Source organism: Allobosea sp. P2_A10, assembly GCF_056405115.1.
In genome coordinates, this window is the sequence record NZ_JBFUCS010000010.1 from 164,245 (window position 1) to 190,193 (window position 25,949).

General features: G+C 66.6%; 29 protein-coding genes and 2 tRNA genes. 19 read left to right on the top strand and 12 right to left on the bottom strand.

Annotation, left to right across the window (positions count from 1 at the left end; translation table 11 throughout):
• Positions 1 to 111: 111 nt before the first annotated feature.
• Positions 112 to 597 (top strand): pyridoxamine 5'-phosphate oxidase family protein, encoded by a 486-nt coding sequence (locus tag AC1DZY_RS16010; RefSeq protein WP_476821119.1) that lies wholly within the window; start codon positions 112 to 114, stop codon positions 595 to 597.
• A 25-nt stretch (positions 598 to 622) separates the two neighbouring features.
• Entirely contained in the window at positions 623 to 850 is a 228-nt protein-coding gene (locus AC1DZY_RS16015; RefSeq protein ID WP_476821120.1) for a hypothetical protein, read from the top strand.
• Between the two features lie 53 nt (positions 851 to 903).
• On the opposite strand, the gene AC1DZY_RS16020 is transcribed toward AC1DZY_RS16015, so the two are convergent.
• The 4 genes from AC1DZY_RS16020 to AC1DZY_RS16035 form a co-directional block, all read right to left on the bottom strand.
• Positions 904 to 1,557 (bottom strand): PopZ family protein, encoded by a 654-nt coding sequence (locus tag AC1DZY_RS16020; RefSeq protein WP_476821121.1) that lies wholly within the window; start codon positions 1,555 to 1,557, stop codon positions 904 to 906.
• Between the two features lie 210 nt (positions 1,558 to 1,767).
• Positions 1,768 to 3,180: a TolC family outer membrane protein gene (locus AC1DZY_RS16025; protein ID WP_476821122.1), complete on the bottom strand. Its 1,413-nt coding sequence runs from the start codon at positions 3,178 to 3,180 to the stop codon at positions 1,768 to 1,770.
• Positions 3,181 to 3,329: 149 nt separating this feature from the next.
• The gene (locus AC1DZY_RS16030) at positions 3,330 to 3,971 is read right to left on the bottom strand and encodes a protein-L-isoaspartate O-methyltransferase family protein (RefSeq protein WP_476821123.1); all 642 of its coding nucleotides are present in this window, start codon (positions 3,969 to 3,971) and stop codon (positions 3,330 to 3,332) included.
• Positions 3,972 to 4,199: 228 nt separating this feature from the next.
• Positions 4,200 to 4,273 (bottom strand) — tRNA-Cys (locus tag AC1DZY_RS16035).
• A gap of 178 nt (positions 4,274 to 4,451) precedes the next feature.
• Between AC1DZY_RS16035 and AC1DZY_RS16040 the strand changes: the two genes are divergently transcribed.
• Positions 4,452 to 4,526, top strand: a tRNA-Asn gene (locus AC1DZY_RS16040).
• Positions 4,527 to 4,532: 6 nt separating this feature from the next.
• Here the strand turns inward: AC1DZY_RS16040 and AC1DZY_RS16045 are convergent.
• Positions 4,533 to 4,823, bottom strand: coding sequence for a hypothetical protein (locus tag AC1DZY_RS16045; protein ID WP_476821124.1), 291 nt, complete (start codon positions 4,821 to 4,823; stop codon positions 4,533 to 4,535).
• On the opposite strand from AC1DZY_RS16045, the gene AC1DZY_RS16050 reads away from it, so the two are divergent.
• Genes AC1DZY_RS16050 through AC1DZY_RS16075 form a run of 6 tightly spaced genes read left to right on the top strand, consistent with a single transcriptional unit; the run spans position 4,822 to position 11,445 of the window.
• Entirely contained in the window at positions 4,822 to 5,079 is a 258-nt protein-coding gene (locus AC1DZY_RS16050) for a hypothetical protein (RefSeq protein ID WP_476821125.1), read from the top strand. The two genes, AC1DZY_RS16045 and AC1DZY_RS16050, sit on opposite strands and share 2 nt — an antisense overlap.
• Positions 5,080 to 5,133: 54 nt before the next feature.
• Positions 5,134 to 6,588: a cryptochrome/photolyase family protein gene (locus AC1DZY_RS16055; RefSeq protein ID WP_476821126.1), complete on the top strand. Its 1,455-nt coding sequence runs from the start codon at positions 5,134 to 5,136 to the stop codon at positions 6,586 to 6,588.
• A gap of 52 nt (positions 6,589 to 6,640) precedes the next feature.
• A complete protein-coding gene (locus AC1DZY_RS16060) occupies positions 6,641 to 7,942 on the top strand; it encodes an NAD(P)/FAD-dependent oxidoreductase (RefSeq protein WP_476821127.1) in 1,302 nt (433 codons plus the stop codon).
• 20 nt (positions 7,943 to 7,962) lie between these two features.
• Positions 7,963 to 8,811 carry a DUF1365 domain-containing protein gene (locus AC1DZY_RS16065; protein WP_476821128.1) on the top strand — a complete coding sequence of 283 codons (849 nt, stop codon included), beginning with the start codon at positions 7,963 to 7,965 and terminating at the stop codon, positions 8,809 to 8,811.
• Between the two features lie 8 nt (positions 8,812 to 8,819).
• Complete coding sequence (locus tag AC1DZY_RS16070) at positions 8,820 to 10,076, top strand: class I SAM-dependent methyltransferase (RefSeq protein WP_476821129.1); 1,257 nt, start codon at positions 8,820 to 8,822, stop codon at positions 10,074 to 10,076.
• A 34-nt stretch (positions 10,077 to 10,110) separates the two neighbouring features.
• Positions 10,111 to 11,445 carry an MFS transporter gene (locus AC1DZY_RS16075; RefSeq protein ID WP_476821130.1) on the top strand — a complete coding sequence of 445 codons (1,335 nt, stop codon included), beginning with the start codon at positions 10,111 to 10,113 and terminating at the stop codon, positions 11,443 to 11,445.
• Between the two features lie 25 nt (positions 11,446 to 11,470).
• Here AC1DZY_RS16075 and AC1DZY_RS16080 read toward each other — a convergent pair whose 3' ends face one another.
• The 3 genes from AC1DZY_RS16080 to AC1DZY_RS16090 form a co-directional block, all read right to left on the bottom strand.
• Positions 11,471 to 11,935, bottom strand: coding sequence for a cupin domain-containing protein (locus tag AC1DZY_RS16080; RefSeq protein WP_476821131.1), 465 nt, complete (start codon positions 11,933 to 11,935; stop codon positions 11,471 to 11,473).
• A 125-nt stretch (positions 11,936 to 12,060) separates the two neighbouring features.
• The gene (locus AC1DZY_RS16085) at positions 12,061 to 12,861 is read right to left on the bottom strand and encodes an SDR family NAD(P)-dependent oxidoreductase (protein ID WP_476821132.1); all 801 of its coding nucleotides are present in this window, start codon (positions 12,859 to 12,861) and stop codon (positions 12,061 to 12,063) included.
• 101 nt (positions 12,862 to 12,962) lie between these two features.
• The gene (locus AC1DZY_RS16090) at positions 12,963 to 13,628 is read right to left on the bottom strand and encodes a ChrR family anti-sigma-E factor (protein ID WP_476821133.1); all 666 of its coding nucleotides are present in this window, start codon (positions 13,626 to 13,628) and stop codon (positions 12,963 to 12,965) included.
• A gap of 217 nt (positions 13,629 to 13,845) precedes the next feature.
• Between AC1DZY_RS16090 and AC1DZY_RS16095 the strand changes: the two genes are divergently transcribed.
• From AC1DZY_RS16095 to AC1DZY_RS16110, 4 genes are all read left to right on the top strand, one after another.
• Positions 13,846 to 14,592, top strand: coding sequence for an alanyl-tRNA editing protein (locus AC1DZY_RS16095; RefSeq protein WP_476821134.1), 747 nt, complete (start codon positions 13,846 to 13,848; stop codon positions 14,590 to 14,592).
• Positions 14,593 to 14,662: 70 nt separating this feature from the next.
• Entirely contained in the window at positions 14,663 to 15,520 is an 858-nt protein-coding gene (gene sseA, locus AC1DZY_RS16100) for a 3-mercaptopyruvate sulfurtransferase (protein ID WP_476821135.1), read from the top strand.
• A gap of 7 nt (positions 15,521 to 15,527) precedes the next feature.
• A complete protein-coding gene (locus tag AC1DZY_RS16105) occupies positions 15,528 to 16,034 on the top strand; it encodes a cupin domain-containing protein (RefSeq protein WP_476821136.1) in 507 nt (168 codons plus the stop codon).
• Between the two features lie 279 nt (positions 16,035 to 16,313).
• Positions 16,314 to 17,735 (top strand): M20 family metallopeptidase, encoded by a 1,422-nt coding sequence (locus AC1DZY_RS16110; RefSeq protein ID WP_476821137.1) that lies wholly within the window; start codon positions 16,314 to 16,316, stop codon positions 17,733 to 17,735.
• Positions 17,736 to 17,739: 4 nt separating this feature from the next.
• Here the strand turns inward: AC1DZY_RS16110 and AC1DZY_RS16115 are convergent, their stop codons facing one another.
• Complete coding sequence (locus tag AC1DZY_RS16115; protein WP_476821138.1) at positions 17,740 to 18,327, bottom strand: helix-turn-helix domain-containing protein; 588 nt, start codon at positions 18,325 to 18,327, stop codon at positions 17,740 to 17,742.
• A gap of 163 nt (positions 18,328 to 18,490) precedes the next feature.
• Between AC1DZY_RS16115 and AC1DZY_RS16120 the strand changes: the two genes are divergently transcribed.
• The 4 genes from AC1DZY_RS16120 to AC1DZY_RS16135 all read left to right on the top strand — a co-directional run bounded on the left by AC1DZY_RS16120 (position 18,491) and on the right by AC1DZY_RS16135 (position 22,159).
• A complete protein-coding gene (locus AC1DZY_RS16120; RefSeq protein WP_476821154.1) occupies positions 18,491 to 19,237 on the top strand; it encodes an ABC transporter substrate-binding protein in 747 nt (248 codons plus the stop codon).
• A gap of 191 nt (positions 19,238 to 19,428) precedes the next feature.
• On the top strand, positions 19,429 to 20,091 hold the full coding sequence (locus AC1DZY_RS16125) for an amino acid ABC transporter permease (protein ID WP_476821139.1): 663 nt from the start codon (positions 19,429 to 19,431) through the stop codon (positions 20,089 to 20,091).
• A 23-nt stretch (positions 20,092 to 20,114) separates the two neighbouring features.
• Complete coding sequence (locus AC1DZY_RS16130; RefSeq protein WP_476821155.1) at positions 20,115 to 20,846, top strand: amino acid ABC transporter ATP-binding protein; 732 nt, start codon at positions 20,115 to 20,117, stop codon at positions 20,844 to 20,846.
• An 11-nt stretch (positions 20,847 to 20,857) separates the two neighbouring features.
• A complete protein-coding gene (locus AC1DZY_RS16135) occupies positions 20,858 to 22,159 on the top strand; it encodes an NAD(P)/FAD-dependent oxidoreductase (protein ID WP_476821140.1) in 1,302 nt (433 codons plus the stop codon).
• A 15-nt stretch (positions 22,160 to 22,174) separates the two neighbouring features.
• Here AC1DZY_RS16135 and AC1DZY_RS16140 read toward each other — a convergent pair whose 3' ends face one another.
• The 3 genes from AC1DZY_RS16140 to AC1DZY_RS16150 all read right to left on the bottom strand — a co-directional run bounded on the left by AC1DZY_RS16140 (position 22,175) and on the right by AC1DZY_RS16150 (position 24,940).
• Positions 22,175 to 22,759, bottom strand: coding sequence for an amino acid synthesis family protein (locus tag AC1DZY_RS16140; protein WP_476821141.1), 585 nt, complete (start codon positions 22,757 to 22,759; stop codon positions 22,175 to 22,177).
• A gap of 214 nt (positions 22,760 to 22,973) precedes the next feature.
• The gene (locus tag AC1DZY_RS16145; protein ID WP_476821142.1) at positions 22,974 to 23,561 is read right to left on the bottom strand and encodes an amino acid synthesis family protein; all 588 of its coding nucleotides are present in this window, start codon (positions 23,559 to 23,561) and stop codon (positions 22,974 to 22,976) included.
• Between the two features lie 182 nt (positions 23,562 to 23,743).
• On the bottom strand, positions 23,744 to 24,940 hold the full coding sequence (locus tag AC1DZY_RS16150; protein ID WP_476821143.1) for an amidohydrolase family protein: 1,197 nt from the start codon (positions 24,938 to 24,940) through the stop codon (positions 23,744 to 23,746).
• Positions 24,941 to 25,121: 181 nt separating this feature from the next.
• Between AC1DZY_RS16150 and AC1DZY_RS16155 the strand changes: the two genes are divergently transcribed.
• Both AC1DZY_RS16155 and AC1DZY_RS16160 read left to right on the top strand, forming a co-directional pair.
• A complete protein-coding gene (locus tag AC1DZY_RS16155; protein WP_476821144.1) occupies positions 25,122 to 25,619 on the top strand; it encodes a MarR family winged helix-turn-helix transcriptional regulator in 498 nt (165 codons plus the stop codon).
• A 128-nt stretch (positions 25,620 to 25,747) separates the two neighbouring features.
• Positions 25,748 to 25,949, top strand: a 202-nt coding sequence (locus tag AC1DZY_RS16160) for an NAD(P)-binding protein (RefSeq protein WP_476821145.1), incomplete at its 3' end; no start/stop codon positions are given.

Below are 25,949 nucleotides of genomic sequence, written 5' to 3' on the forward strand. Positions count from 1 at the left end.
GAGATACGCGCGAGCGCGGCACGCGTTCCCCGGACAACGCCGGAAGCGGCCTCCCGGCGGAACCCTTGCCCGCTCCGGTGGTTGAGGCAGCAACAGCCAGGGAGATTTCCGATGACCCATCACACCGATCAGGACCGCGCCTGGAAGCTCATGGACGAGATCGGCTTCGCGATGCTGGTGACCCATGACGGCCAGGGCGACGAGTTGCGCGCCCGACCGATGCACGCTCATCCCCAGCGCGAACAGGAGGCGATCTTCTTCCTGACCGATCGCCGTCACCACAAGGACGACGAGATCACGATCAACGACAATGTTTGCGTCACCTTCGCCGACAATAGCGGCATGCGTTACGTCTCGGTAACCGGCACCGCGAACGTGCTGGACGACCGCGGCAAGGTCGACGAACTCTGGGACCCAAGCAACAAGGCGTTCTGGGACGGCAAGGACGACCCCAATATCCGTGTCCTGCGCGTCAAGCCGAGCATGGCCGAATTCTGGGACAGCCCCGGCAAGATCGTCACCACGGTGAAGATGGCGGCGGCCGCGCTGACCGGAGCCAAGCCCGATCTCGGCGAAAACCGCAAAGTCGCCCTCTAGGCCACATCAGACAGGACAAAAACCGATGAATCTTCTCGTTCACGCGCTCGGCGCATGGTTTGCCACCGAGGCGGCGTCAGGTCGCTATTCCCGCCCGGTCGCGGTCGGCATCGCGATGCTGGTCTCGCGACTGGGCGCGCCGACGGCCGTTCTGGCCCTCGCCGGCCTCGCCTACAAGAAATTGCGGGATGAAGGCGCTTTCGAGCGGGCGCAGCCTGCGCCTGCCGCAAGGCGTCGCCCAGCGCGCGGCTGACAGGCTCAACTCGGGCTCGCGCCTTGACCGGCGCGGGCCCGTCGTCCCTGATCTCAGCTGCGGCCGCCGCGAGCGACGCGCTCGATCTCGGCACGGACAAGACGCTCGACCATGGTCGGCAGGTTATCGTCGAGCCAGCTCTTCAGCATTGGCTTGAGCATATCCTTGACCAGATCCTCCAGCGTGCGGGCATTGTTGCTCAGCACGGTGTGGGCCAGTTGCCCGAAGGCGCTGGTGACCGAAGAACTGGCCTGATCGGACAGCAACTGCGCCATGTCGAAGGCGGGTGCGCTCGCCATCTGCGGCACGGGCTGAGGCATCGGCGGCGGAATATAGGCCTGGACCGGCGGCTCGGGTTCGACGACAGGAATCGCGGCAGGCGGCTCTGGCATCGCGGACGGTTCGACATGATCCAGAAAATCGATGTCGCCGTCATCGGGTAGCGGTGCGACCTCTATCCCCGGCTCGGGCGCTGCGAGGAGACTGGCCTCGGCGCCAAGATCCAGCACGTCATCGTCGGGGTTCGGTGCTTCCGGGTTGGTGGCCGAGGCGGCGCCCGCCAGCAAAGCCTTCAGGTCGTCGTCCTGCGCCGGAGCGGCCGCAGCCTCGGCTTCGGCGGGCTTGACCTCGTCATCCGAAATGATCCGACGGATGGAGGCAAGAATTTCCTCCATAGACGGTTCGCTGGGCTTGGCTTGCGCGCTCATCTTGGGTCCGGACCACTCGACACCAGGCGCGCCGCTCGAATCAACGCCGCTCCACAGTCAAGTATTTCATGCGGCAGAGTCCGCACAAGGCGGCTTGCCGTCCGCCCACAGGAGAAATGCCGGCTGTGGCGGGAATGTCGCCGCAAACGGAAACCCCAGGGCTCGAAACCGAGCCCTGGGGCATGTTGCTGCGTTATGACGAGAAGCGCGTCAGCGGCCGTCGGGCGTCTGTGTGCCCCAGAGCAGGCCCTTGACCTGATCGTAATGGCGGCGCGCGTCGTAGATGTCCGTCTTGATCTTGAGCGTTTCCGCCGAAAGCCGGCCGACCGCCGACAGAACCGCATAGGACGCCACCACCCGGTCGCGTTGGGCAGTCACCAGCGTCGAGCGCGCGCTGACGAGTTCCTGCTGCGCGTTCAGCACGTCGAGCGTCGTGCGCTGGCCGACCTTGGCCTCCTCGCGGACGCCAGAAAGCGCGGTCTCGGCAGCCTGGACCTGCGCCTGGGCGGCGATGATCTGCGCCTTTGACGCCTCAAGGCTGCCCCAGGCCGAGACGACGGCGGCGCGCACGGTGTCGCGCTGCGTATCGACTTCGATCCGGCGTTGGCCAGCCGTTTCCTTCGCCTGCCGCGTGCGCGAATAAACCTGGCCGCCTTCATAGATCGGCACCGTGAGCGTGCCGACTACGCTGGCGCTGGTGCGGTTGTCGCCGAAGACGGTGGAATCATAGCGCTGCTGCACCAGGCCTCGCACGCCGAAGACGGGATAAAGGTCAGCTTCGGTCACCTTGACCTGCAATTCCGCCGCATCGACGCCATGCAGCGAGGCGATGATCGCCGGATGCCCCGAGAGCGCGGCGCTGACGGCGGCCGGCAGCGATTTCGGCAGCAGATTCTCGACCGGCTTGCCGGGAGCGAGCTTGGCCGGCTCGGCGCCGACATTCTGGCGATAGCGCGCGATCGAGGTCTTGAGGTTCGACTCGGCCAGGATCGCCTGCGACTGCGACGACGACAGGCGCGCTTCGGCCTGGGCCACGTCGGTGCGCGTCACCTCGCCGACCTGGAAGCGGTCGCGCGTCTGGCGGAGCTGCTCTTCCAGAACCTCGACGTTGTTGCGGTTCAGGTTGAGGATCGCCGTGTCGCGCAGCACGTTCATGTAGGACGTCGCGGCGTCGAGCAGGACATTCTGCTCGGCGTTGCGCAGCGTCGCACGCGCGCCCAGTACCTGCGACTCGGCCTGGCTCACTGCGCCGCGCGTCTTGCCGCTGTCGAAGATGTTCTGGTCGATCTGGACGCCGGCCCCGCGCGGGCCAAGCCGCGAGGTCGATCCGCGGCCGCCGGGCACGCTGGCGTCGGAGATGCTGGCGCCGATATCGGCCGACGCCGTGATCTTCGGCCGGTAGCCCGAAAGCGCCTGCGGCACGTTTTCGTTGGTGACGCGAACCGAAGCCCGCTGCGCGTTCAAGGTTGGGTTTGAGGTGTAGGCGCGCCCGAGCGCGGCCTCCATCGTCTGGGCGCTGGCTGCGGTCGGCTGACCATACACCAATAGCCCTGCGAGAGCGGCCGAGAGGCCGAAGGTCGCAATTTTGCCGTCGAACTTCCGTCGTGTCACCGGACGCCTCATGTGCGGACTGTTGTCACGCCCAGGCATCGCCCCAGCCTCGGCATAAATTCGAATTCTGTCATACCCGTACAAAGGCATTGCGCCAACGCTGCGCAATCGCCCTAGCCGGTTTCCCGATCGCACTGCCGCAAAAATGCGACACCCGATCTTCAAAAAACGAAGGCGGGAACTTTCCGGAATTCGGCCAGAACCGGGCCCGCCGCATCGAAAACGGGCCGCCCGGAGACGTTCAAACCCGATTTCTGATAGAGTTTGACGCGCCCCGACCGGCCAACGCCCTCGATCGCGATCAAACGGCCGCCTTGACGCAGCAGCCCGAACAGTTCGTCGGGCGCCCGCTCGCAGGCGCCGGAAACAAGCACCACATCGAACATATCGTCCTCCGGACGCGTGCCGGTCACCGTCACCACACCCGATTCGGTCTGTTTCAGCGCCGAATCAGCCAGCGCAAGCGCCTCCGATTCGGGTTCCCACAGCGTCGTCACCGCGCCCATCTGCGCCAGAAGAGCCGCGCCGTAGCCGCTGCCGCCGCCATATTCGAGCGCGCTCTCGCCTGACTGGACGGCCAGATTCTGGATCATCCGGGCCAGCACCATCGGCGTCATCAGCGATCGGCCGGTGCCGGGCAGCGGAACCGACTGGTCGAGATAGGCAAGATGCGAGAGCGCAGCCGGCAGGAACGCCTCGCGCGGCACGCTTTCGGCCGCCGCCAGAACGACGCGATCGGTGATGTCGTAGGTTCGCAGTTGGCAATCGACCATCATGCGGCGCAGCGCGGCGAAACTGTCCATGTCCCGAAATCTCCGTCTGCGAAACGAGGCCGGCCGCTGGCGACCGGCACGGCCTGACGCGAAAGACGTGCCACGGCCGCAGCCGGACCACGCGGCCCGACCATGCGACAGCTTTTGTTCGAGGCTGCGCCAAAAGGCAAGACGACACGCGAGCGCTATGACGCCGCGCGGTATCGCCAGCGACGCATCCGCTGGCGGGACCGGGATATTTTCAAGCTTGGAAGAATTTGGAGGCCTCGCCCGGAATCGAACCGGGGTGCAAGGATTTGCAGTCCTCTGCGTAACCACTCCGCCACGAGGCCATCCGGCATGTCACGCTGGCGTGATCTGCTCTGCGGGGCGTATAGCCACATGCGGCAGCCGCTGCAAGCACCTGCCGCGACGACCGTGGCCACGACCAGCGCCGAGACGCATCCCGTTGCATCCACCGCCGCAAAGGGCTTGCGCCGGCCAAGACGCGTCGCTATACGCGGCCACCGATCCCGGATAGCTCAGCGGTAGAGCAATCGACTGTTAATCGATTGGTCGCAGGTTCGAATCCTGCTCCGGGAGCCACATATTTCAAGGGCCTGGGTGGCGATCACCCCGGCCCTTTTTGCTGGCGCTTCGATCGATTCCGGCGTGTCGCGACCGGCAGGTGAAGCGGTCGGCCTCGCCGCCATAGCGTGACGAACAGCTCCAGATCAGCACGCCCGACGGCCTGGCGTGGACGAAGGCTGTGACGCTGTCGGCGCGAACGCCCGACGCCGAAAACACGCAGGAGAATCGCGCGGTGTGACAGCCGCGCCGCCGGAACTTCACCAGACCCTGCGTGTTCAATCCCGAGGACGACAAAACCGGGGAGAACGCCATGCCGACATCGAGCAAGAGCAAGAGCCAGCCCGAAGCGCTCGCCACCTTCGCCGCCACCGCACGCAACGCTGGCAAGAAGCCCGATTCGATCGGGCTCAGCGCGACCAGCGCGACAAAGGCGATCCCGACGTCGCCGAAAAAGAAGGCGGACGCCGCAACGCGCGTCCTCCAGGAAGGCGTCACCGGCCGCGACCACAAGGCGGATGCCGCCATCGACGCCCTGCCAGACCGCGCGATGAAACCAGGCAAGCGCTAGATTCGCGCAGGCCGGGCGCTGGCCAGCGGCGCGCCAGCGCCCTAGCTAGACGCGATGACAGCCAAGGCCCTGCACTGGTTCCGCGACGATCTCCGGCTTGCCGACAATCCCGCGCTTGCGGCCGCTTTTAGTCATGGGCCTACGCTGTGCCTTTACATTCTCGACGAGGGCGAAGGTCGTCGGCCGCTCGGCGGCGCAGCTAAATGGTGGCTGTCGCGCTCGCTTGACGCCCTGTCGGCAGATATCGCGGCGCGCGGCGGGCAACTGGTGTTCATGCGCGGCGATCCCGCAGAACTCCTGCCGAAGATCGCGGCTGCGGCCGGCATCACATTCCTGACCTGGAACCGGCGCTACGAGGCGGCGACGATCGCGCTCGACAAGGCGCTGAAGATCGAGCTCGCGGCAGCCGGCGTCACGGTCGAGAGCTTCAACGCCCATCTTCTCAACGAACCCTGGCAGGTCACGAGCAAGGTCGGCGAGCCGATGAAGGTGTTCACGCCTTATTGGCGCGCGGCGCGGGCCAAAGGCGAGCCAGCCGCGCCCAAGCCAGCGCCTGAACGCATCGCAGCCCTGCCGCTGCCGGCCTCGCTGAAGGCGCACGCATGTACACTCGCCGATCTCGCGCTCGAGCCGACGACGCCAGACTGGGCCGGCGGCATGCGCGCGGAGTGGACGCCGGGCGAGGCCGGCGCGAAGACGCGTCTCGCCGACTTCCTGACCGGCGTGCTCGACGGCTATGGCGAGGGCCGCAACCGGCCAGATTATCTCTCGACCTCCAGGCTCTCGCCGCATCTGCGCTTCGGCGAAATCGGTCCGCGCCAGATCTGGCATGCGACCCAAGCTGCCGTGCAATCGGGCGAGGCCGCGGGCACCGAGGCCGATGCGGATAAATTTCTCTCCGAGGTCGGCTGGCGCGAATTCGCCTACCATCTGCTGTTCTACAATCCCGATCTGGCGACGCGGAACTACAACCGCCGCTTCGACGATTTTCCGTGGCGCGGCGACGCCCGCGCCCTGCGCGCTTGGCAACGCGGCCTGACCGGCTATCCGATCGTCGACGCCGGCATGCGCGAACTCTGGACCACCGGCTGGATGCACAATCGCGTGCGCATGATCGTCGCCTCCTTCGTGATCAAGCACCTGTTGCTCGACTGGCGCGAGGGCGAAAGCTGGTTCTGGGACACGCTGGTCGACGCCGACCCGGCCAACAACGCCGCAAGCTGGCAGTGGGTGGCGGGCTCCGGCGCGGACGCCGCGCCCTATTACCGCATCTTCAATCCGGTCACGCAGGGCAAGAAGTTCGATCCTGACGGCCTTTACGTGCGCCGCTGGGTGCCCGAACTCGCGGGGCTCGACAACGACGCGATCCACGAGCCCTGGTCGGTTCCGGCCCCGGAACTGCGCGATGCCGGGATCGACCTCGGCACGAGCTATCCAAAACCTCTCGTCGAACTGGATTTCGGCCGGCAGCGCGCGCTTGCCGCGCTCGCCTCGTTGAAACCAGTTTGATTTTCGAAACGTAAGAGATGGGAGACCAGAAACCCGAAGGGCCTCCCCTCGCATGCGTATCGCAGTTATCGGTTCCGGCATCGCCGGCAACGCAGCGGCCTGGGCGCTGGCGACCGGCTCGTCTCACCAGATCGTCGTCTACGAGAAGGACGCCCGTCTCGGCGGCCACTCGGCGACCGTCGCGATCGACTACGATGGCGTCACGATCCCGGTCGACACCGGGTTCATCGTCTACAACGAGCTGAACTATCCCAATCTGGTCGCGTTGTTCCGGCATCTCGGTGTGCCCACGCAAGGGTCGGATATGGGCTTTTCGGTCTCGGCCAAGGGCGGGCGCAAGGAATGGGCGGGGCGAACCGACGCCATGTTCGACGGGCTCTTCGCCAGCCGCCGAAACATCGTCTCGCTGTCGCATTACAGGATGCTGGGAGAGATGTTCCGCTTCAACCGCGAGGCCGTCGCCGACCATCACGCCAACCGCCTCGGCGGCATGACCATCGGCGAGTATCTCGCCAAGGGCCGCTATTCGACGACCTTCCGCGACGACTATCTCGCTCCGATGGGCGCGGCGATCTGGTCGATGCCGCCGGCAAAACTGCTGGGCTTCCCCGCCGCGAGCTTCATCGCCTTCTTCGAGAACCATCGGCTGCTGCACTGGGACCGGCCGAGCTGGCGCACCGTCACCGGCGGCAGCCAAGTCTATGTCGAGAAACTGACCGCCTCCTTCCGGGATCATGTCAGGCTCGGCGTCGCCGTGACCGAAATCCGCCGCGACGCCAACGGCGTCACCGTGACCGACTCGACTGGAACCAGCGAACGCTTCGACCAGATCGTCATCGCCGCGCATTCCGACCAGGCGCTGGCGATGCTCGTCGACGCCTCGCCGCTGGAGCGTTCTGTGCTGGGCGATATCACCTTCCGGCCCAATGACGTCTGGCTGCACCGCGACCCCGCCTTGATGCCGCGCCGCAAGGCGGCATGGTCGGCCTGGAACGTGCTGGCCCATGACGATCCACAGGCGGAGCTGACGCTGACCTACTGGATGAACGCGCTGCAGGGCATCGACAAGGACAAGCCGGTCTTCGTCACGCTGAACCCGCAGACGCCGCCGCGCCCAGAACTGGTCTTCGGCCGCTTCAACTACAGCCACCCGCAATATGACCGCGCCGCGCTCGCCGCTCAGGCGAAGCTCGCCGGCATCCAGGGTCGGGACAGAATCTGGTTTGCCGGCTCCTGGACCGGATATGGCTTCCACGAGGACGGGCTCAAGGCCGGCCTGACCGCCGCTGAAGCACTCGGCGCGACGGTGCCGTGGCGCGCGGCCGCTCCCGACATGGCCGAGGCCGCGGAATGACGACCGGAGGCGACATTGCAATGCTGTTCCCACCCCCGGCGAGCGCCGTGTCGCTGGTGCCGGGCATGGTGATGCATGCGCGGATGAAGCCGAAGACCCATCGCTTCAATTACCGGGTCTTCAACCTGTTGATCGATCTCGACCGGCTGGACGTGGCCAGCCGCGCAAGCCGCCTGTTCAGCGTCGGCGGCCGCTTCAATCTGGCGGGGTTCCGCGAGAGTGACCATGGTGACGGCAAGACCCCGCTGCGGACTTATGTCGATGGACTGCTTGCGCCTGCGGGCGTCGATCTCGCTGGCGGGCGCGTGCTTCTGCTGTGCTATCCGCGCATCCTCGGCTTCGTCTTCAACCCGATCTCGGTCTATTTCTGCTACCGCGCCGATGGCGGGCTGGCGGCGGTCGTCTACGAGGTCCGCAACACCTTTGGCGAGATGCATTCCTATGTCGCGCCTGTCGCGGAAGGCGAACTGACACGGGCCGGCCTGCGCCAGGAACGCGACAAGCTGTTCTACGTCTCGCCCTTCCTCGACATGAAGCTGCGTTATCATTTTCGCCTGCTGCCGCCGGGCGACGCGGTGCGCCTGCGCATTCTCGAGACCGATGCGCAGGGCCCGATCCTGGCGGCGACCTTCACCGGCAAGCGCGAGAACCTGACGACCGCGTGCCTGCTGCGCGAATGCCTGGTCGTGCCCTTCATGACGCTGAAGGTCGTCGCCGGCATCAACTGGGAGGCCCTCAAGCTTTGGCTCAAGGGCGTGGGCCTGCGCACCCGGCCTGCCCCGCCTGCCCCGACAAGCTATCCGAAAGACGAAGACGGACCCGCCGCCTGGACGCAACACAGGCCCTTGACCCCTGCGAACAGTCGATGAGAACCCCAATGAACGCCATGATCGCCGACACGACCCGCTCCGCCAGCCTTCTCGTCACGGCCGACAATGTCGCCGAGGTGACCAAGGGGTTGACCTTCGCCACCCGCCAGGCGCTCAAGCTCGCCGCGCGTCTGACCCGGGGCGAATTGACCGTGACCCTGCCCGATGGCCGCGTGCTGCTGTTCCAGGGCCTGGAGCCCGGCCCGCATGCGCAGATCGACGTGCATGATTTCGGTTTCGCTTCGCGTCTTTCGGACGGCGGCGATCTCGGCTTCGCGGAAGCCTATCTGCGCCGCGAATGGGACACGCCCGATCTCGCCAAGTTCCTCGAACTCTTCGCCGCGAATTATCCCGTGATTCAGACCCTGCTCGCCGGCAAGCCGCTCGTGCGGCTCTGGCAGATGTTCCAGCATTTCCGCCGCCGCAACACCAAGACGCAGGCGCGCAAGAACATCCACGCCCATTACGACCTCGGCAATAATTTCTACGGCGCCTGGCTCGACAAGACGATGACCTATTCCTCGGGCATCTTCATGCCGGGAGACACCGATCTCGCCGCCGCCCAGACCCGCAAATACCGCGCGCTCGCCGAGCAGACCGGCATCAAGCCCGGCGACCATGTGCTGGAGATCGGCTGCGGCTGGGGCGGTTTCGCCGAATACGCCGCCCGGGAGATCGGTTGCAAGGTCACCGGGCTGACGATCAGCCAGGAGCAGTTCGACTTCGCGCAAGCGCGCATCGCCAAGGCCGGCCTGCAGGATCGCGTCACCTTCAAGCTGCAGGACTATCGCGACGAGAAGGGCACCTATGACCGCATCGCTTCGATCGAGATGTTCGAGGCGGTCGGCGAGGCCTTTTGGCCGGCCTATTTCGAGCAGTTGCACGACCGGCTGAAGCCTGGCGGAACGGCTGGATTGCAGGTCATCACCATCCGAGACGAGAGCTTCAAGGTCTATCGCAGCGAACTCGACTTCATCCGCGCCTATATCTTCCCCGGCGGCATGCTGCCGACGCCCTCGATCATGAAAGGCCTTGGCCAGAAGTTCGGCGTGCCGCTGACGCATGAACATATCTTCGGGCTCGACTACGCCAACACGCTGGCAAGCTGGCGCGACCGTTTCCGCGCCGCCTGGCCGCAGCTCATCCCGATGGGTTTCGACGAGCGCTTCCGCCGGATGTGGGAATACTACCTCGCTTATTGCGAAGCGGGCTTCCGGACCGGCAATATCGACGTGCGCCAGATGGTGTTCGCCAAGGCCTCGTGAGGAGAACGCAAGGCCTCGCGAGGAGAACGATCGCGTGACCGGCGCGTCGCGATCGGAGCCGCGTTGGCCGACGCTTCTGGCCTATGCGCTGCCGGCTTTGCCGCTGGCGGCGCTCAGCCTGCCCTTCTACGTCATGGTGCCGGAGTTCTACGCCCGCGACATTGGCCTGCCGATCGCGGTGGTCGGCTATGTGTTGCTGCTGGTGCGCCTGCTCGATGCGGTGAGCGACCCGCTCGCCGGCTGGCTCGCCGACCGCTATCGCCCCAGCTTCGGCCGACGCCGGCTCTGGGTCGCGCTATCGGCCCCGCTGGTGGCGCTCTCGGCCTGGTTCGTGCTCGCTCCGCCCCCGAACGCAGACGCTGCCTACCTGCTGCTCTGGGCAAGCCTTCTGTCGCTCGCCTGGACCTCGGCGCAGGTGCCCTATGGCGCCTGGGGCGCGGAACTCTCGCGCAGCTATGCCGGGCGCACCCGCGTCGCCGCCTTCCGTGAAAGCGCGACCGTCATCGGCACGCTGCTGGCGCTCGTCATCCCCGCCATCATCCAGCAGCGCGGCGGCGGCGCGCGCGAGGGTCTGCTGGCGCTGGCCATCCTGATAGCGGCCGGCTTGCCCGTGGCCGCGCTCGTCGCGGTCTGGAAGACGCCCGAGCCCGTCGAGCGCTCGCGCAGCGCCCTGCTCTGGCGCGACGGCCTCGCCGGCATCGTCGGCAACAGGCCGTTCCGCCGCCTGCTCGCGGCCTTCTTCATCAACAGCTTCGCCAACGGGTTGCCGGCGACGCTGTTCCTGTTCTTCGTCGCGGAACGTCTCGGCAACCGGGATGCGGCCGGCCCGCTGCTGGTGCTGTATTTCCTCTGCGGCGTGCTCGGCGTGCCCTTCTGGCTCTGGCTTGCGGGCCGCACCTCGAAACACCGCGCCTGGGCCTGGGGCATGGGCCTGGCCGTATTGTCCTTCGCCGGCGCGATCTTCCTGCGCGAGGGCGACGTCTTCGCCTTCGGCGTCGTCTGCGTGCTGACGGGGCTGGCGCTGGGCGCCGATGTGGTGCTGCCGGCCTCGATCCAGGCCGATGTCATCGACATCGACACGGCCAAAACCGGCGCGGAGCGGGCCGGGCTCTATCTCGGGCTTTGGGCGCTGGCGACGAAGCTTGCCTTTGCGGGCGCGGTCGGCCTCGCCTTCCCGCTGCTCGGCGCGGCCGGCTTCGACCCGGCCGCCGGCGTCAGGACGGCCGGCGGGCTTGCCATGCTCGGCCTGCTCTATGCCGGGCTGCCGAGCCTACTCAAGCTCGGCGCGATCGCGCTGGTCTGGAATTTCCCGCTCGACCGGGTGGCGATGGCCGAGGTCGAGACGGCGATCGCGACGCGCGGAGGCTGATGCCGCCGCGCGCTGCGTCTACGTCTCAGTCGACGCGCTTGGTGTCGTCGGACCGCTGCGGCGGCATCTTGAAGGCGATCGCCTTGTAGCGCCCGGTCGCGGCCTTGGAGCCGGCATGGACCGTGCCCTTGGGGATCATGATCAGGTCGCCGGGCTTGATCTGGACTTCCTTGTCGCCGAGCCAGAACGAGCCGGATCCGTCGATGATGTACTGAACCTCGTTGGCGTCGGCATGATAGTGCTTGAAGACGTTGCCGCTCTGGACGGCGATGGTGCCGTGTTCCGTCGCGCCGAGAAGCCGCGTGCGCAGGTCGGTGTTGGGAACCAGCGGGCCGATCTGCTCATCCGTCATCGCGATCAGGTTGACGATCTGCGTCGGGAGCACCGGCGGCGCACCCTGGGCCGTCGCCGAAGGGATGATCTGGCCGGCGATCAGCCCGCCGGCGAAAAACGTGGCCGCGATCCCGGCATAGACGAACGATGCACGCATGTTTCTTCCCCATTTGCGGCGCGTTTCCAGCGCCTTTGTGATCCCGCACACCATGGCTCAGGCGGCTGACGGCGAAGCCTGCCCGCTTTCGATCATACGAGTCGAGTGCGATCTGCCGGAGTCACTCATCCTTGATCGGTCCGCTTGTCCCAGCCTGTCGCCTTGGCCACGATCCAGAAATAGACCGGATACGGCAGCAGGTTCACCAGCTTGATCAGCCAGGACAGCTTGCGCGGGAAGGTGATCTCGAAACCGCCGCGCTCGAAGCCGTCGACGACGCGCTTCGCCGCCTCTGCCATCGGCATCAGGAACGGCATCGGAAAATCGTTCTTCGCGGTCAGCGGCGTGTCGACGAAGCCGGGATTGACCACCTGCAGCCGGATGCCGAGCACGTCGCAGTCGAATTTCAGCGCCTCGCACATATGGATCGCGGCAGCCTTCGACGCGCCATAGGCCGCAGCCTTCGGCAGGCCGCCATAACCCGCCACCGAGGCGTTGACTGCGATCTGGCCACGCCGGCGCGTTTTCATGCGCTCCAGCACCGCCGCGACGCCCTTGGCCGCGCCCAGCGTGTTCACCGCGAACGCCTGCTCGAAGGCCTCGATGTCGAGCGCGCCGGCCCGCACATAGGGCGCGATGCCCGCATTGAGGAAGGCGAGCGCGATCGGCCCGTGCACGCTTTCGATCGCGTCCACCACCGCTTGCATCGAGGCGATGTCGGTGACGTCGCCGGCATGGGCGACGATGCGGCCTGGCAACCCCTCGGCGCGGCGGGCTATGTCCTCGAGCTGGTCGAGCCGGCGCGCCGTGATCGCCACGGTCCAGCCCCGCGTGGCGAGTTCGAGCGCGACCGCCTCGCCGATGCCCGAACTCGCGCCCGTGACCCAGGCGACGCCGTCCCGAGGCTGCATACGCGGTAATGACATGAATGCTCCGGGGCGCTCGGCGAAGGATCGCGATGGACCCTATCTAGGGCCGTGGCCCGCTCGACGGAAGAACACGGTCGCAGCGGCCGGTGGCCAAAAGCCTAGTGGCGAAAAACCTTGCGCAGCAGGCGCATCACCGGCCCGGTCAGCTGCAACGGCGCATCGGTGACGGCAAAGCAGATGCAATCCTCGTCCTTGTCCGCGATCGGCGTATGGTCGAGCTCGGCGTCGCCGATAGCGATATCGCCGCGACGATAATGCCCGAGCAGATCGGTAAAGCCGCCTTTCAGCAGCAGTGTTGCTTCGTCGCCCTCATGGGTATGCTGCGGCAGCCGCCGCCCGGCCTTGACCCAGTACAGCACCGCCTCGCCCGAATCGGTCTCGCTGACGCGGTACTCCTTGATGCCCGGCAGCTTGAAGCGCCAGGCGATCTCGCGCGAGCTTCGCCCGACAAGACGCTGCAAAGGTTGTGGAAAAACAGGGTCGAGGGCAGGCTCGGCAAAGCCTTGCGTCTCCGCAGCGCCATCCCGCCCCAGAATAGCGTCCAGCATGCGCTTGCGATCCGCGACCGGCTCCGGCGCGACCCTGGTGAGTGCATGACCCGCCAGATCCTCCAGCGCCGCCACGAAGGCTCGGTTCTCGGGAGAAAGCGCCAGATGCGAGCCGACGAGCGCATGCAGGGGCGCATTCAACCCGCCGGAGGCATAGCCGGCGAGAAGTGTGTCGATGGGTCGCGCGGGCGGCGTCTCAAGCTGATGCAGCGTCAACGGACATCATCCTCGTCATCTGGACAGGCACAGGCCCGACCATTGGCGTCACCAGACATCTACGCAGCGAATCCGGGGCTGGATCAATTTTGCGAGAGTACGCGTGCACGACAAGCCTGCAGCGCGAGCATGGCGGGCTCATGGCCGCTGCGCCAACCCGGCTGTGGTCAGGCGAACGCAATCCGTGCAATCTCCCGCCCCCGGCCAGGATGCCGGCATGCCTGATCACGCGAGAGACGAGCCGACGATGCCGACGCAGCTGCTGTTCCGCGACGATGCCTATCTGACCGAAACCGAGGCGACGGTCGAAGCCGTCAACGAGCGCGGCGGCATCGTCCTCGACCGTACGGTGCTTTACGCCACGGGCGGCGGCCAACCCGGCGACAGCGGCAAGCTCCTCCGCGCCGATGGCAGCGAGATCGCGATCGGCACGGCGATCTACGACCCCGAAGACAAGAGCCGCATCCTGCATGTGCCGCTCGAAGGCCAACCGACGCCGCAGCCCGGCGAAGCCGTCACCGTCGCGCTCGACTGGGACAAGCGCCTCAAGCGAATGCGCATCCACACCGCACTGCATCTGCTCAGCGTCGTGCTGTCCTACCCCGTCACTGGCGGCTCGATCGGCGATGGCGACGGCAGGCTCGACTTCGACATTCCCGAGGGCGGGCTCGACAAGGCGCAGATCAACCACGATCTCAACGCCCTGATCGCCCGGCACGCCGCCGTGACCGAAAGCTGGATCACCGACGAGGAACTCGACGCCAATCCCGGCCTGGTCAAGACGATGTCGGTGAAGCCGCCGCGCGGCTCGGGACGGGTACGGCTGGTCGCGATCGGCGACATCGACCTCCAGCCCTGCGGCGGCACCCATGTCCGCAACACATCCGAAATCGGCCTTGTCGCGGTTACGGATATCGAGAAAAAAGGCAAGCAGAACCGGCGCGTCCGCATCTCGCTCGCCTGAACCGCAACGCGCCTGAACACGAACAGAGAGCCGCGGCAGAGCGGCTTCACCTGCCAAGGAAACGCCAAGCATGTCCCGCGAAAACGTCTTCGTCTCCACCGACTGGCTGGCCGAGCGCCTGAACGCGCCCGATGTCGTGGTGGTCGACGGCTCCTGGTACCTGCCCGCCCATGGCCGCGATCCGCATGCCGAATACGCCCAGCGCCGCATTCCCGGCGCGCTGCATTTCGACATCGATGCGGTCAAGGATACGAAATCGGACCTGCCGCACATGCTGCCGCGGCCGGAGGCTTTTGCCGCGGCCGTCGGCGCGATGGGGATCGGCGACGGCATGCGCATCGTCGTCTATGACGGGATCGGCCTGTTTTCGGCCCCGCGCGTGCGCTGGACCTTCAGGACGTTCGGGGCGAGCGACGTCGTCATCCTCGAAGGCGGCTTCCCGAAATGGCAGGCGGAAGGCCGCGCCGTCGAGGAGGGCCCGCCGCGCGCCCGCGCCGCCCGGACCTTCACTGCAAGGCTCGACCATTCTGCCGTCGCCGACGCCGACGACGTGCAGCGCGCGCTTGCGGGCGGATCGGTTCAGGTGGTCGACGCCCGCCCCGGCGATCGCTTTCGCGGCGAGGCGCCCGAGCCGCGCGCCGGCGTCCGCTCCGGCCATATGGTCGGCGCGCTCAACGTCCCGGCGACGTCGTTGATGCAGGACGGCCGGCTGAAGGACGCAGCCGCGATCACCGCCGCCTTCGAGGATGCCGGGGTCGATCTCGACAAGCCGCTGCTCACGAGCTGCGGTTCGGGCGTCACGGCCGCGATCCTGTCCGCTGCGCTGGAGACGATCGGCAAGCCCGCGCGTTCGCTCTATGACGGCTCCTGGACCGAATGGGGTTCGAGCGACCGCCCGATCGCGACCGGCCCGGCAAAGAAGGGCTGAGCGCGACATGGTCGACCACGAGCACGATCATCCCCACACCCACGACCACGATCACGAACCCCGATGGAAGCATGACGGCGTGCGCGTCGTCACCGGCGACAAGCTCGATCCCAACACCGCGCAGACGCCGGGCATGTTCCGGCAGGCCGCGATCAACCATGCCCGCGTCGGCGCGCAGAAGATCTGGGCCGGCACGGTCGCGATCCAGCCCGACGCCAAGACCGGCGTGCACCATCACGGCGCGCTCGAAAGCGTGATCTACGTCGTGCGCGGCAAGGCGCGGATGCGCTGGGGCGAGCGGCTCGAATTCGTCGCCGAGGCCGGTCCCGGCGACTTCATCTACGTGCCGCCCTATGTGCCGCATCAGGAGATCAATGCGAGCCCGACCGAGCCGCTCGAATGCGTGCTGGTGCGTTCCGACAACGAGGCGGTCGTGGTCAACATCACCGACGTCGACCCGGTCGAGGCGCCGGAATCGGTCTATTGGGTCGACCCGATCCACAAGCATCCATGACGCGAACCCATACCCTCAGCCCTCATCCTGAGGAGCCGCGAAGCGGCGTCTCGAAGGATGGTCCAGAAGGCACCGGAACAATCTGGAGCATCCTTCGAGACGCGGCCTGAAGGCCGCTCCTCAGGATAAGGGCTGAAAATCTGGACAAGTGCGTCCAAGACAACAACTCGCGCCCACGCCATGACCTTGCCACGGCTGGCATCRGCCATGCTTCCGGCAACTGGACGGAAGCGCCGCGCCCGGCTCATATGACGCGACCTCATCAAGGCGGATCAGACGATGGACAACCGAAACGACCTCTGGCGACATGTCGACGCCAGCAAGCAGCGCCTCATCGAGCTCAGCGACCGGGTCTGGGGCATGCCCGAGGTCTGCTATACTGAAGCGCGCTCGGTCGCGGAGCATGTCGCGGAGCTGAAGCATCAGGGCTTCCGCATCACCGAGAACGTCGCCGACATCCCGACTGCCGTGATCGGCGAAGCCGGCGAAGGCGGCCCGGTCATCGCGTTCCTGGGCGAGTACGATGCCCTGCCCGGCCTTTCGCAGGAGGCCGGCGTCGCCAGCCACAGCGAAATCGAGACCGGCGGGCACGGCCATGGCTGCGGCCACAATCTGCTCGGCTCGGCCGCTTTGCTCGCCGCGACCGCGATGAAGAACTGGCTCGCCGAAAACAAGATCCCCGGCCGCGTGCGCTATTATGGCTGCCCGGCGGAGGAAGGCGGCGCGGCGAAGGCCTTCATGGTTCGCGCCGGCGCGTTCGACGACGCCGATGTCGCGATCACCTGGCATCCCTCGAGCTTCTGGGAGGTCGCGCCGCCGCTGGCGCTTGCCAACACGCGGGCCGATTTCATCTTCACCGGCCGCGCCGCCCATGCCGCCGCGAGCCCGCATCTCGGGCGCAGCGCGCTCGACGCCGTCGAACTGATGAGTGTCGGCGTCAACTACATGCGCGAGCACATGCCCAGCGATGCGCGCGTCCATTACGCCCTGCTCGACACCGGCGGCATCGCGCCCAACGTGGTCCAGGCCCATGCCCGCGTGCGCTATTCGATCCGCGCCCGCGACCTGCGCGGCATGCTCGAACTCGTCCAGCGCGTGAAGAAGATTGCCGAGGGCGCTGCGTTGATGACCGAGACCAAGATGGAGATGCGCATCGTCAGCGCTGTCTCCGACCTGCTCGCCAACCCGCCGCTGGAGCAGGCCCTGCAGGGCATCATGGAGGACCTCGGCCCGCCGCATTTCGACGATCAGGACAAGGCTTTCGCCGAAGAGATCCGCAAGACGCTCTCGCCGCAGGAGATCGCCTCGATGTGGCGCACCATCGGCATGGAGGACACCGGCGCGCCGCTCGCCGATTTCACCGTGCCGCTCGACGCGAAGCGCAATCCGGCGATCGGCTCGACCGATGTCGGCGATGTCAGCTGGGCCGTGCCGACCGTGCAGGCTCATGCGCCCACCGTCGCGATGGGCACGCCCTTCCATACCTGGCAGGTCGTCTCGCAGGGCAAGCAGCCGGCCGCCCACAAGGCGATGGTCCATGTCGCCAAGGCGATGGCGGCAGCGGGCGCGGCCGTGCTGTCCGATCCCGCGCTGATGGCCGCCGCCAAGGCCGACCACAAGAAGCGCCTCGGCAAGGAGGGCTACACCTCGCCGCTTCCGGCCGAGGTCAAGCCGCCGTTGAAGATGTCGCTCGGCGGCTGAGGCGCTAAAGCGCGTTCACCCACAAAACCCGCGTCTCCCCCTCCGCCGCATTGGCGAAGCGGTGGGGACGCGACGAGAGGAAGCGGAAGCTGTCGCCCTCCTGCAGGGTCCAGCTCTCGCTCTCGATGACGAGCTGCATCGCGCCGCTCATCACCAGCCCGGCCTCCTCGCCCTTATGGGTGTAGAGTTCCCCGCCTGTGTCGGCGCCGGGTTCCATCTCGACGATGTAGACATTGAGCCGGGAGCCTTCGGTCTGCGGCGTCAGCAACTGCTTGCGGATGCCCGAGCGCCAGAGCTGCAATTCGCTGCGGGCCGCGCCGCGCACGATCGTCGCGGTATGCTCGCCGGCCGGGCCGCTCGCGGGAAACAGATCGCCGAGCCCGACGCCGAGCGCATCGGCCATGCCGGCCAGCGCACGCAAGGTCGGCGATGACTTGCCGCGCTCGATCTGACTGAGGAAGCCGATCGAAAGATTGGTGCGTGCCGCCATGTCGATCAGCGACAGCTTGCGCGCCCGCCTCAGACTGCGCAGGCCTGCCCCGATGTCCTGATCGGCCTGGGGCGCGGATTTGCCGGCGGCGGGCGTGCTCATGCGGACTCCATGTGTCGCTGCTATTTCATGCACATGAAATCTCTTGCCGGCAAGTTCGTCCTATGCTGGTATCTTCACGTACATGAAAATCATGGTTGGCCGCGCATCGATGCGGCCCGTAAAGCGAGGGGATATCGCGATGGAACGTCGGACCTTCCTGTCCATGCTGGCCGGCAGCGCCATGGCCGCCGGAATCCTGCCTGCCGGAATCCTTCCGGCCAGGGCGCAGGCCGTGCTCAAGGTCGGCTCGACCCCGACGGGCAGCCCCTTCACCTTCCTCGACACCAAGACCAACACGATCGAGGGCGTGATGGTCGACCTGATCAAGGCGATCGCGGCGTCGTCCGACTTCAAGGTCGAGGTCGAGGGCATGCAGTTCTCGACGCTGATCCCGTCGCTGACCGGCAGCAAGGTCGATATCGTCGCGGCCGCGATGTACATCACCCCGGTCCGCAAGGAGGTGATCGACTTCTCCGACCCGATCTACACCTATGGCGAGGGTTTGATCGTCCCGGCGACCGACACCAAGGACTATGTCGGCTTCGACGACATGAAGGGCATGACCATCGGCGTTCAGATCGGCACGGCCTATGTCGACGTGCTGCAGAAATCGAACCTGTTCGCCGAGGTCAAGCTCTACAAGACGCTGCCCGACATCCTCGCCGACGTGAACGCCGGCCGCGTCCAGGCCGCCATCTTCGACCTGCCGATCATCGGCTACAATCTCTCGCAGGGGCAGTTTCCGAAGGTCCGCATCGTCAAGTCCTACAAGCCGGTGATCTCCGGCTCGGTCGGCATCGGCGTGCGCAAGAGCGACGGCGAATTGCTGAAGAAGATCAACGCGGGCCTCGCCAAGCTCAAGGCCGACGGCACGGTCGACAAGATTCTGGCGAAGTGGGGCCTTGTCTGAGCGCCCTGCCCGCGCTGAATCGAATCCCTCAGCCCTCATCCTGAGGAGGCCGCTTCGGCGGCCGTCTCGAAGGATGCTCCAGATGGTTCCGGAGCCCGCTAGAGCATCCTTCGAGACGCAAGGCTTCGCCTGCTCCTCAGGATGGGGGCTGAGAGAAACGCCTACCTCTTCGACCTCTCCGCCAGGACATCATGCAGACCTTCCTGCGCGACGCAGCCCAGTTCCTGCCGCTCCTGTTTCAGGGGCTGAAGTTCACGCTGATCGTGACCGCGGGCTCGCTCGCGCTCTCGACCGTGCTCGGCATCGGCTGGGCGCTGATGCGGGTCTCCGGCATCTGGTGGCTTTCGACGATCGCCAAGGTCGTGGTCAACACGCTGCGTGGCATCCCGATCCTGGTGCAGTTGTTCTACATCTACTTCGTGCTGCCCGAATTCGGCATCGCGCTGTCGGCGCTGCAGGCGGCGATCATCGGCCTCGGCATCGCCTATTCGGCCTATCAATCCGAGAATTTCCGCGCCGGCATCGAGGCGATCGACCATGGCCAGGTCGAGGCGGCGCAGTCGATCGGCATGGGCTGGGGCCTGACGATGCGCCGGGTGATCCTGCCGCAGGCCGTCCGCATCGTCTTGCCGCCCTACGGCAACATCATGGTGATGATGCTGAAGGATTCCTCGCAGGCTTCGACGATCACGGTCGCGGAGCTGACCCTGCAGGGCACGCTGATCGCCTCTTCGACCTTCAAGAACATGACGGTCTATTCGCTCGTCGCCCTGCTCTACCTCGCGATGTGCCTGCCTCTGATGGGGTTCGTCAGCTGGCTCGAACGACGCTTCGGCAAGGAAGCCAGGCGATGACGGGCGAAACGATGACCCGCGCCATGATCGAGATCGCCGGCGTCACCAAGAGCTTCGGCACGAACCAAGTGCTGAAGGGCATCACGGCCAGCGTCGACAAGGGCGAGGTCGTCTGCCTGATCGGCCCCTCGGGCTCGGGCAAATCGACCATCCTGCGCTGCATCAACGGTCTCGAATCCTATGATGGCGGCGCGGTCACCATCGACGGCGCGCGCGTCGACCGCGACAAGCCCTCCATCGTCGGCATCCGCACGGCGATGGCGATGGTGTTCCAGCGCTTCAACCTGTTCCCGCATCGCACCGCGCTGGAGAACGTGGTCGAAGGGCCGATCTATGTGAAGAGGGAGCCGGCGGCGCAGGCGCGCGAGCGCGGCCGCGACCTCCTCGCCCGCGTCGGTCTCGGCGACAAGGTCGACGCCTATCCCGGCCAGCTCTCGGGCGGACAGATGCAGCGTGTCGCGATCGCGCGTGCGCTCGCCATGCAGCCCAAGGCGATCCTGTTCGACGAGCCGACCTCGGCGCTCGACCCCGAGCTCGTCGGCGAGGTTCTGGCCGTCATGAAAAGCCTGGCCGAGGACGGCATGACCATGCTCGTCGTCACCCATGAGATGGGTTTCGCCCGCGAGGTCGCCGACCGGGTGCTCTTCCTCGATGGCGGGGTCATCGTCGAACAAGGCTCGGCCCGCGAGGTGCTGGGCGCGCCGGCTCACCCGCGCACCCAGGACTTCTTGCGGCGCGTGCTTCGTCCGATCTGAAGGAGGCCGCCATGGCTGAACCGTTTCCGCTTGCCCCGTCGCTCTGGCATGCGACCGCTCCTGCCGCCGCGCCGACGCCGCCATTGGCGTCTGACACGACAGCCGATGTCTGCGTGATCGGCGCAGGCTATGCCGGCCTTTCCACCGCGCTGCACCTCGCCGAGGCCGGAGTCTCCGTCGTCGTGCTGGAAGCGCATGAGCCCGGCTGGGGCGGCTCCGGCCGCAATGGCGGTCAGGTCATCCCCGGCATCAAATACGATCCGAGCGAGATCATCGCGAAATTCGGCGCTGTCGCTGGAGAGGCGCTGGCGCGTTTTGTCGGCTCGACCGCGGACCTCGTCTTCGAACTGATCGACAGACACGGCATGGACGTGCCGCACGCGCGCGCCGGTTGGATTCAGGGAGCGCACACGCCGGCGATGGTCGAGACGGTGAAGCGCCGCGCCGGCGAATGGCGCGCTCGCGGCGTCGATGCCGATTATCTCGACAGCGATGGCGTCGCGCGCCTGCTCGGCACGGATCGCTATCTCGCCGGCTGGATCGACCGGCGCGCCGGCGCGGTGCAGCCGCTCGCCTATGCGCGCGGGCTGGCCAAGGCCGCGCTTGCGGCGGGGGCAACGATCCATGGCGGCAGCAAAGTCGTTTCGCTCAAGCGCGAAGGCGAGCACTGGACCATTCGCACCGCGCAGGGCGCAAGCGTCACCGCGCCGCGCGTCGTTGTCGCGACCAACGGCTATACTGGCGACCTGATCCCAAAACTGCGCCAGACCGTGATCCGGCCGAACTCCTTCATCGTTGCGACCGAGCCGCTCTCCGACAATCTCGCCGGGACGATCCTGCCCGAAGGCCAGGTCACCTCCGACACGCGCCAATTGCTGCTCTATTTCCGCAAGGACCATCAGAACCGGCTGCTGATGGGCGGGCGCGGGCCCTTCCGCGAGCCTAGGGATGTCTCCGACTGGGCCCATCTCGAACGCGTCATCGGCAAGCTGTTCCCGCAGGCCAAGGGGCTCGGCTTCGATTATCGCTGGTGCGGCCGGGTCGCGCTGACGCGCGATTTCCTGCCGCATCTGCACGAGCCGGAGCCCGGACTGCTGGTCGATATCGGCTGCATGGGCCGCGGCGTCGGGCTGCAGAGCGCGATGGGCAAGGCGATGGCCGACTACATCTCGACCGGTGACAAGGGCCGCCTGCCCTTCCCGGTCGTGCCGATCACGCCACTGCCGCTGCACGCGCTGAACGAGCTTTATGTCTCGGCGATCATCGCCTGGTATCGGATGACCGATGGCGGAATGAAGGACAAGGCGGCGTGATCGGCCGCCTCGCCCTCAGCGCAGCCCGTCCTCGCCCTTGATCTGATCCTTGGTCAGCCCGCCGATTCGCGGCAGCGGCCGGCCCGAATCCGTAATCGCGATTGCGACCAGGATTTCGCCGGCCCGGGGAGCATCCGTCACGCGTACCTCGACCGCATCGAAATGCGAGCGCACGAAGGCGGCGTCCTTGTGGCCGAGTGGCACGTCGATCGGCGTCCCCAGCCCGCCGCGCTTCTTGGCCGAGGGGATCAGTGCCGGCCCCTTGCCGAGCGCGGCGCGCACCGGCGTGCCCATCTTGGGATGCAGAATCGCGGCGGCGTGCTCGAGTTCGCCGGCCTCGCCGACGATCGCGGCCTTGCCGAAGCTCTCGGCCTGCTCCGGCCCGATGCCGAGCGCAGCCAGGCAGCGCCTGGTCAGCAGATCGCCGAGTTCGACGCCGATCTCGGTGAGTTCGGAAAGGTCCTCCTGATAGCGCCCGGCAAAAGGGTTGGCGATGACCGCGACGGCGACCGCCCGGCGCGTCGGCGGAGCGACAGCCTTGCCGGATTCCAGAAGGGTTTCGTCGACTTGCGTCAGGATCTTGCGGATGTTGGCGGGCATTGGGGGCTCCGGCGTCAGGAAGACGGGCGCGGGGAACCCCTCTCCTGCAAGGAGAGGGGCAGGGGCGAGGTGACGGACGTTCGGAGAGTGGGGCGCCGACGTAAACGGTGCTGCGGTGAGGTCTCGCTCCTTGCGGAGAACGTCCGACCCCTCACCCTGCCCTCTCCCTCCGGGAGAGGGTTCCCCGCGCTCGATCCTGAAAGCGGGCAGCCCATCACCGCTGACCGTCCCAGACACTGATCTCGCTGGCTTTCAGCCCGCCGACCCGCTCATGGATGCGCGCGCCGGTCGTCATCACCAGCACGAAGACGAGTTCGTCGGCCTGGGGCGAGCCCGGGATACCGATCTCGACCGCGCCGAAATGGCTGCGGACATAGGCGGCGTTAATATGCGTCACCGGGATGTCGATCCGCGCGCCCGGACCCGCGACCTTCTTGGTCGAGGGCACGATCGCCTTGGCGTTCCCAAGGATTTCGCGCATGGCGTAACCGCCCGGCACATGCCAGAGCGCGCCGTGCTCCAGTTCTCCGGCCGAGCCGACGATCGCGCCCTTGCCATAGCCCTCGACGGTTTTGGGATCACCGCCGAGCGCCTTCAGGCAGCGCGTCGCCATGTCGAGGCCGGCGCCTTTCAGGGCTTCCATCATCGGCAGGATGTCGGGCTCGTAGCGCCCGGCATAGGGGTTGGTCAGCACCGCGCAGACGCAGGCGATGCGCTCGGTGCGCCCCGGCAACGGGCCGAACTCGTGGAATATCTCCTCGACCGAGGTCTGGACCCGGCGAATCTCGATCAGATCTGTCATAGCCGGTGCTTTCCCCGCTCTCCGGACAAGGCAAAGAAATACCAGGTCATCCCGGACAAGCCGCGCAGCGGCGCCGATCCGGGATCCATCATCGAGCGCTGTCGTGCCCTACGATGGATCCCGGATCTCCGCTTCGCTTCGTCCGGGATGACGGAGAGTTTCATGTGCGAACCCATGATCGATCAATCCCCGACGATGACGGGCGCGGTGTGCGATGGCGGCGTATTGCGCGAGCGGCCGGTCCGGATGATGCCGTCGATCACCACCATGCCGATGCCGGGGATATCGCCGAGCTGGACAGCGTCGAGCAGATGCGCGCCGGCCGAATGCTGCGGCTTGTCGAGAAAAACGAGATCGGCCGGCATGCCCACCGCGATGAAGCCGGCATCGAGCTTTCGCACGCGGGCGGTGTTGCCGGTCGCCATGCAGAAGGCGACTTCGGGCGGCACGCCGCCGAGGCTCGACAGGAAGGCGATCATCCTGAGGATGCCGAGTGGCTGGACGCCGGAACCCGCCGGCGCGTCGGTGCCGAGGATGACCTTGTAGGTCAGGTTGAGCTCGGTCGCGGTCTTCACCGCCTCCAGCGCCGCGCGCTCATTGCCGTTGTGGACGATCTCGATCGCGCCCCTCGCCTGCTCGCAGAGCCGGCAGATACCGGAAAAGCGAATCGAGGTGTGGCCGCCATTGATGTGGCTGACCACGTCGGGCTGCGCTTCCAGCACGACGTCCTCGTCGATCAGGCTGGAACCCGCGATCGAGGGGCCGCCGGTGTGGATGATCGTCTCCAACCCGTATTTGCGGGCCCAGTCGACATGCTTCTTCGCCTCGGGGCCGGTATTGACGGTGCCGAGCCCGATCTCACCGATCATCTTGACGCCGGCGCGCGCCATCTCGGCATAGTCCTCCTCGACCATGCTGGTCTCGGCGATCGGAGCGCCGGCATGGATCTTGGCTCCGGTCGGTCGGAAATTCGCGAAGGTGCGCTGCGCGGTGATCGCCAGCGCCTTGACCCCGATCGGGTCCTTCGGGCGACCGGGCAGATGCACCTCGCCCGCGGAGACGAAGGTGGTGACGCCGCCATTCACGCAGGAATCGATCCAGCCCATCTGCCCCTGCCGCGGCGTCCAGTCGCCGAAGACCGGATGGCAATGACTGTCGATCAGGCCTGGCGCCACGGGTGAGCCCATCGCGTCGATGATGCTGTCGGCGCGCTCGCAATCGAGGTCCTTGGCCCGGCCGATGGCGCTGATCCGGCCATCGACGGCGATGATCGTGTCGGCATCGAGAATCGGCTGGTTGAGATCGCCCGAGAGCACGAGGCCGAGATTGCGGACGACGAGCTTGCCCTTGGCCGGGCCTGCCACGGGGTCATGAGCCATCTCGTCCTCCGCCTGATATCGTTGCTTCGATCCCCGTCGCGGCCCGCTTGGCGAGACAGGCGAGGATTGAATGTGTAATAACAATCATGAACAGCGTTTTGGCGGCTGGCAAGTCGCGATGTGACCAGAGTTGCGCGGCATGGCGCAAGCGCCTTGCGACGACGAGCGCCGGAGACCAGGGATGAGCAGCGACGACAGCGCAGGCGACATCGTCACCAGGCCGGCGCGCCAGCGCAAGGCGCCGGGCGCGGCGGCCTCGGTGGCGGCGGCCTATGTTCTCGACGAACAGATCGGCTTCCTGATGCGCCGGGCGCAGCAGCGCCATATCGCGATCTTCCAGCGCATCATGGGCGATGACGGCCCGACCCCAACCCAGTTCGCCGCCATGTCGAAACTCAGCGCCGGCGAAGAGATTTCGCAGAATCTGCTCGGGCGGATGACCGCGATGGACCCCGCCACCATCAAGGGCGTCATCGCGCGGCTGGAGGAGCGCGGACTGGTCGAGCGCCTGCCCGATCCAGACGACCAGCGCCGCGTCCGCGTCAGGCTCAGCGCCGCCGGCCACGACGCAGTGCCCGGCCTGATCGAGAAGGCCAGGGCGATCACCGCCGCGACGCTGGCTCCGCTGTCGCGCGAAGAGGCCGAGCGCCTGCTGGCGCTGCTGGCGCGTCTCGACTGAACCCAGGTCGCCCATAAAATCCGCTTGCCAATTTTTGTTTGTATACTAACAATAATTCGCATGAGGTTTGGAGCACAGGCTGCGGCGGCTGATGAGCCTGCCGGGCGGGCGCTGAAGGCGGATTGGCGATGACGAACGAGCCCATCATCGAAACGGACGTCGTGATCGTTGGGGCTGGTCCGTGCGGGTTGTTTGCGGTGTTCGAGCTTGGGCTGCTCGACATCCGCGCCCACCTCGTCGACATCCTGCCCAAGGTCGGCGGGCAATGCGCCGAGCTCTATCCGGAAAAGCCGATCTACGACATTCCGGGCTTTCCGATCGTCACCGGCC

Bases quoted from the DNA above. Each gene is read 5' to 3' on its own strand.
- AC1DZY_RS16115 (WP_476821138.1), bottom strand. From the start codon at position 18,327: ATGAGCACGCCCGCCGCCGGCAAATCCGCGCCCCAGGCCGATCAGGAC.
- AC1DZY_RS16105 (WP_476821136.1), top strand. From the start codon at position 15,528: ATGGTCGACCACGAGCACGATCATCCCCACACCCACGACCACGATCAC.
- AC1DZY_RS16110 (WP_476821137.1), top strand. From the start codon at position 16,314: ATGGACAACCGAAACGACCTCTGGCGACATGTCGACGCCAGCAAGCAG.
- AC1DZY_RS16130 (WP_476821155.1), top strand. From the start codon at position 20,115: ATGATCGAGATCGCCGGCGTCACCAAGAGCTTCGGCACGAACCAAGTG.
- AC1DZY_RS16150 (WP_476821143.1), bottom strand. From the start codon at position 24,940: ATGGCTCATGACCCCGTGGCAGGCCCGGCCAAGGGCAAGCTCGTCGTC.
- AC1DZY_RS16060 (WP_476821127.1), top strand. From the start codon at position 6,641: ATGCGTATCGCAGTTATCGGTTCCGGCATCGCCGGCAACGCAGCGGCC.
- AC1DZY_RS16140 (WP_476821141.1), bottom strand. From the start codon at position 22,759: ATGCCCGCCAACATCCGCAAGATCCTGACGCAAGTCGACGAAACCCTT.
- sseA (WP_476821135.1), top strand. From the start codon at position 14,663: ATGTCCCGCGAAAACGTCTTCGTCTCCACCGACTGGCTGGCCGAGCGC.
- AC1DZY_RS16080 (WP_476821131.1), bottom strand. From the start codon at position 11,935: ATGCGTGCATCGTTCGTCTATGCCGGGATCGCGGCCACGTTTTTCGCC.
- AC1DZY_RS16155 (WP_476821144.1), top strand. From the start codon at position 25,122: ATGAGCAGCGACGACAGCGCAGGCGACATCGTCACCAGGCCGGCGCGC.
- AC1DZY_RS16015 (WP_476821120.1), top strand. From the start codon at position 623: ATGAATCTTCTCGTTCACGCGCTCGGCGCATGGTTTGCCACCGAGGCG.
- AC1DZY_RS16045 (WP_476821124.1), bottom strand. From the start codon at position 4,823: ATGGCGTTCTCCCCGGTTTTGTCGTCCTCGGGATTGAACACGCAGGGT.
- AC1DZY_RS16120 (WP_476821154.1), top strand. From the start codon at position 18,491: ATGCTGGCCGGCAGCGCCATGGCCGCCGGAATCCTGCCTGCCGGAATC.
- AC1DZY_RS16030 (WP_476821123.1), bottom strand. From the start codon at position 3,971: ATGGACAGTTTCGCCGCGCTGCGCCGCATGATGGTCGATTGCCAACTG.
- AC1DZY_RS16135 (WP_476821140.1), top strand. From the start codon at position 20,858: ATGGCTGAACCGTTTCCGCTTGCCCCGTCGCTCTGGCATGCGACCGCT.
- AC1DZY_RS16125 (WP_476821139.1), top strand. From the start codon at position 19,429: ATGCAGACCTTCCTGCGCGACGCAGCCCAGTTCCTGCCGCTCCTGTTT.
- AC1DZY_RS16065 (WP_476821128.1), top strand. From the start codon at position 7,963: ATGCTGTTCCCACCCCCGGCGAGCGCCGTGTCGCTGGTGCCGGGCATG.
- AC1DZY_RS16050 (WP_476821125.1), top strand. From the start codon at position 4,822: ATGCCGACATCGAGCAAGAGCAAGAGCCAGCCCGAAGCGCTCGCCACC.
- AC1DZY_RS16095 (WP_476821134.1), top strand. From the start codon at position 13,846: ATGCCTGATCACGCGAGAGACGAGCCGACGATGCCGACGCAGCTGCTG.
- AC1DZY_RS16070 (WP_476821129.1), top strand. From the start codon at position 8,820: ATGAACGCCATGATCGCCGACACGACCCGCTCCGCCAGCCTTCTCGTC.
- AC1DZY_RS16025 (WP_476821122.1), bottom strand. From the start codon at position 3,180: ATGAGGCGTCCGGTGACACGACGGAAGTTCGACGGCAAAATTGCGACC.
- AC1DZY_RS16085 (WP_476821132.1), bottom strand. From the start codon at position 12,861: ATGTCATTACCGCGTATGCAGCCTCGGGACGGCGTCGCCTGGGTCACG.
- AC1DZY_RS16020 (WP_476821121.1), bottom strand. From the start codon at position 1,557: ATGAGCGCGCAAGCCAAGCCCAGCGAACCGTCTATGGAGGAAATTCTT.
- AC1DZY_RS16010 (WP_476821119.1), top strand. From the start codon at position 112: ATGACCCATCACACCGATCAGGACCGCGCCTGGAAGCTCATGGACGAG.
- AC1DZY_RS16055 (WP_476821126.1), top strand. From the start codon at position 5,134: ATGACAGCCAAGGCCCTGCACTGGTTCCGCGACGATCTCCGGCTTGCC.
- AC1DZY_RS16145 (WP_476821142.1), bottom strand. From the start codon at position 23,561: ATGACAGATCTGATCGAGATTCGCCGGGTCCAGACCTCGGTCGAGGAG.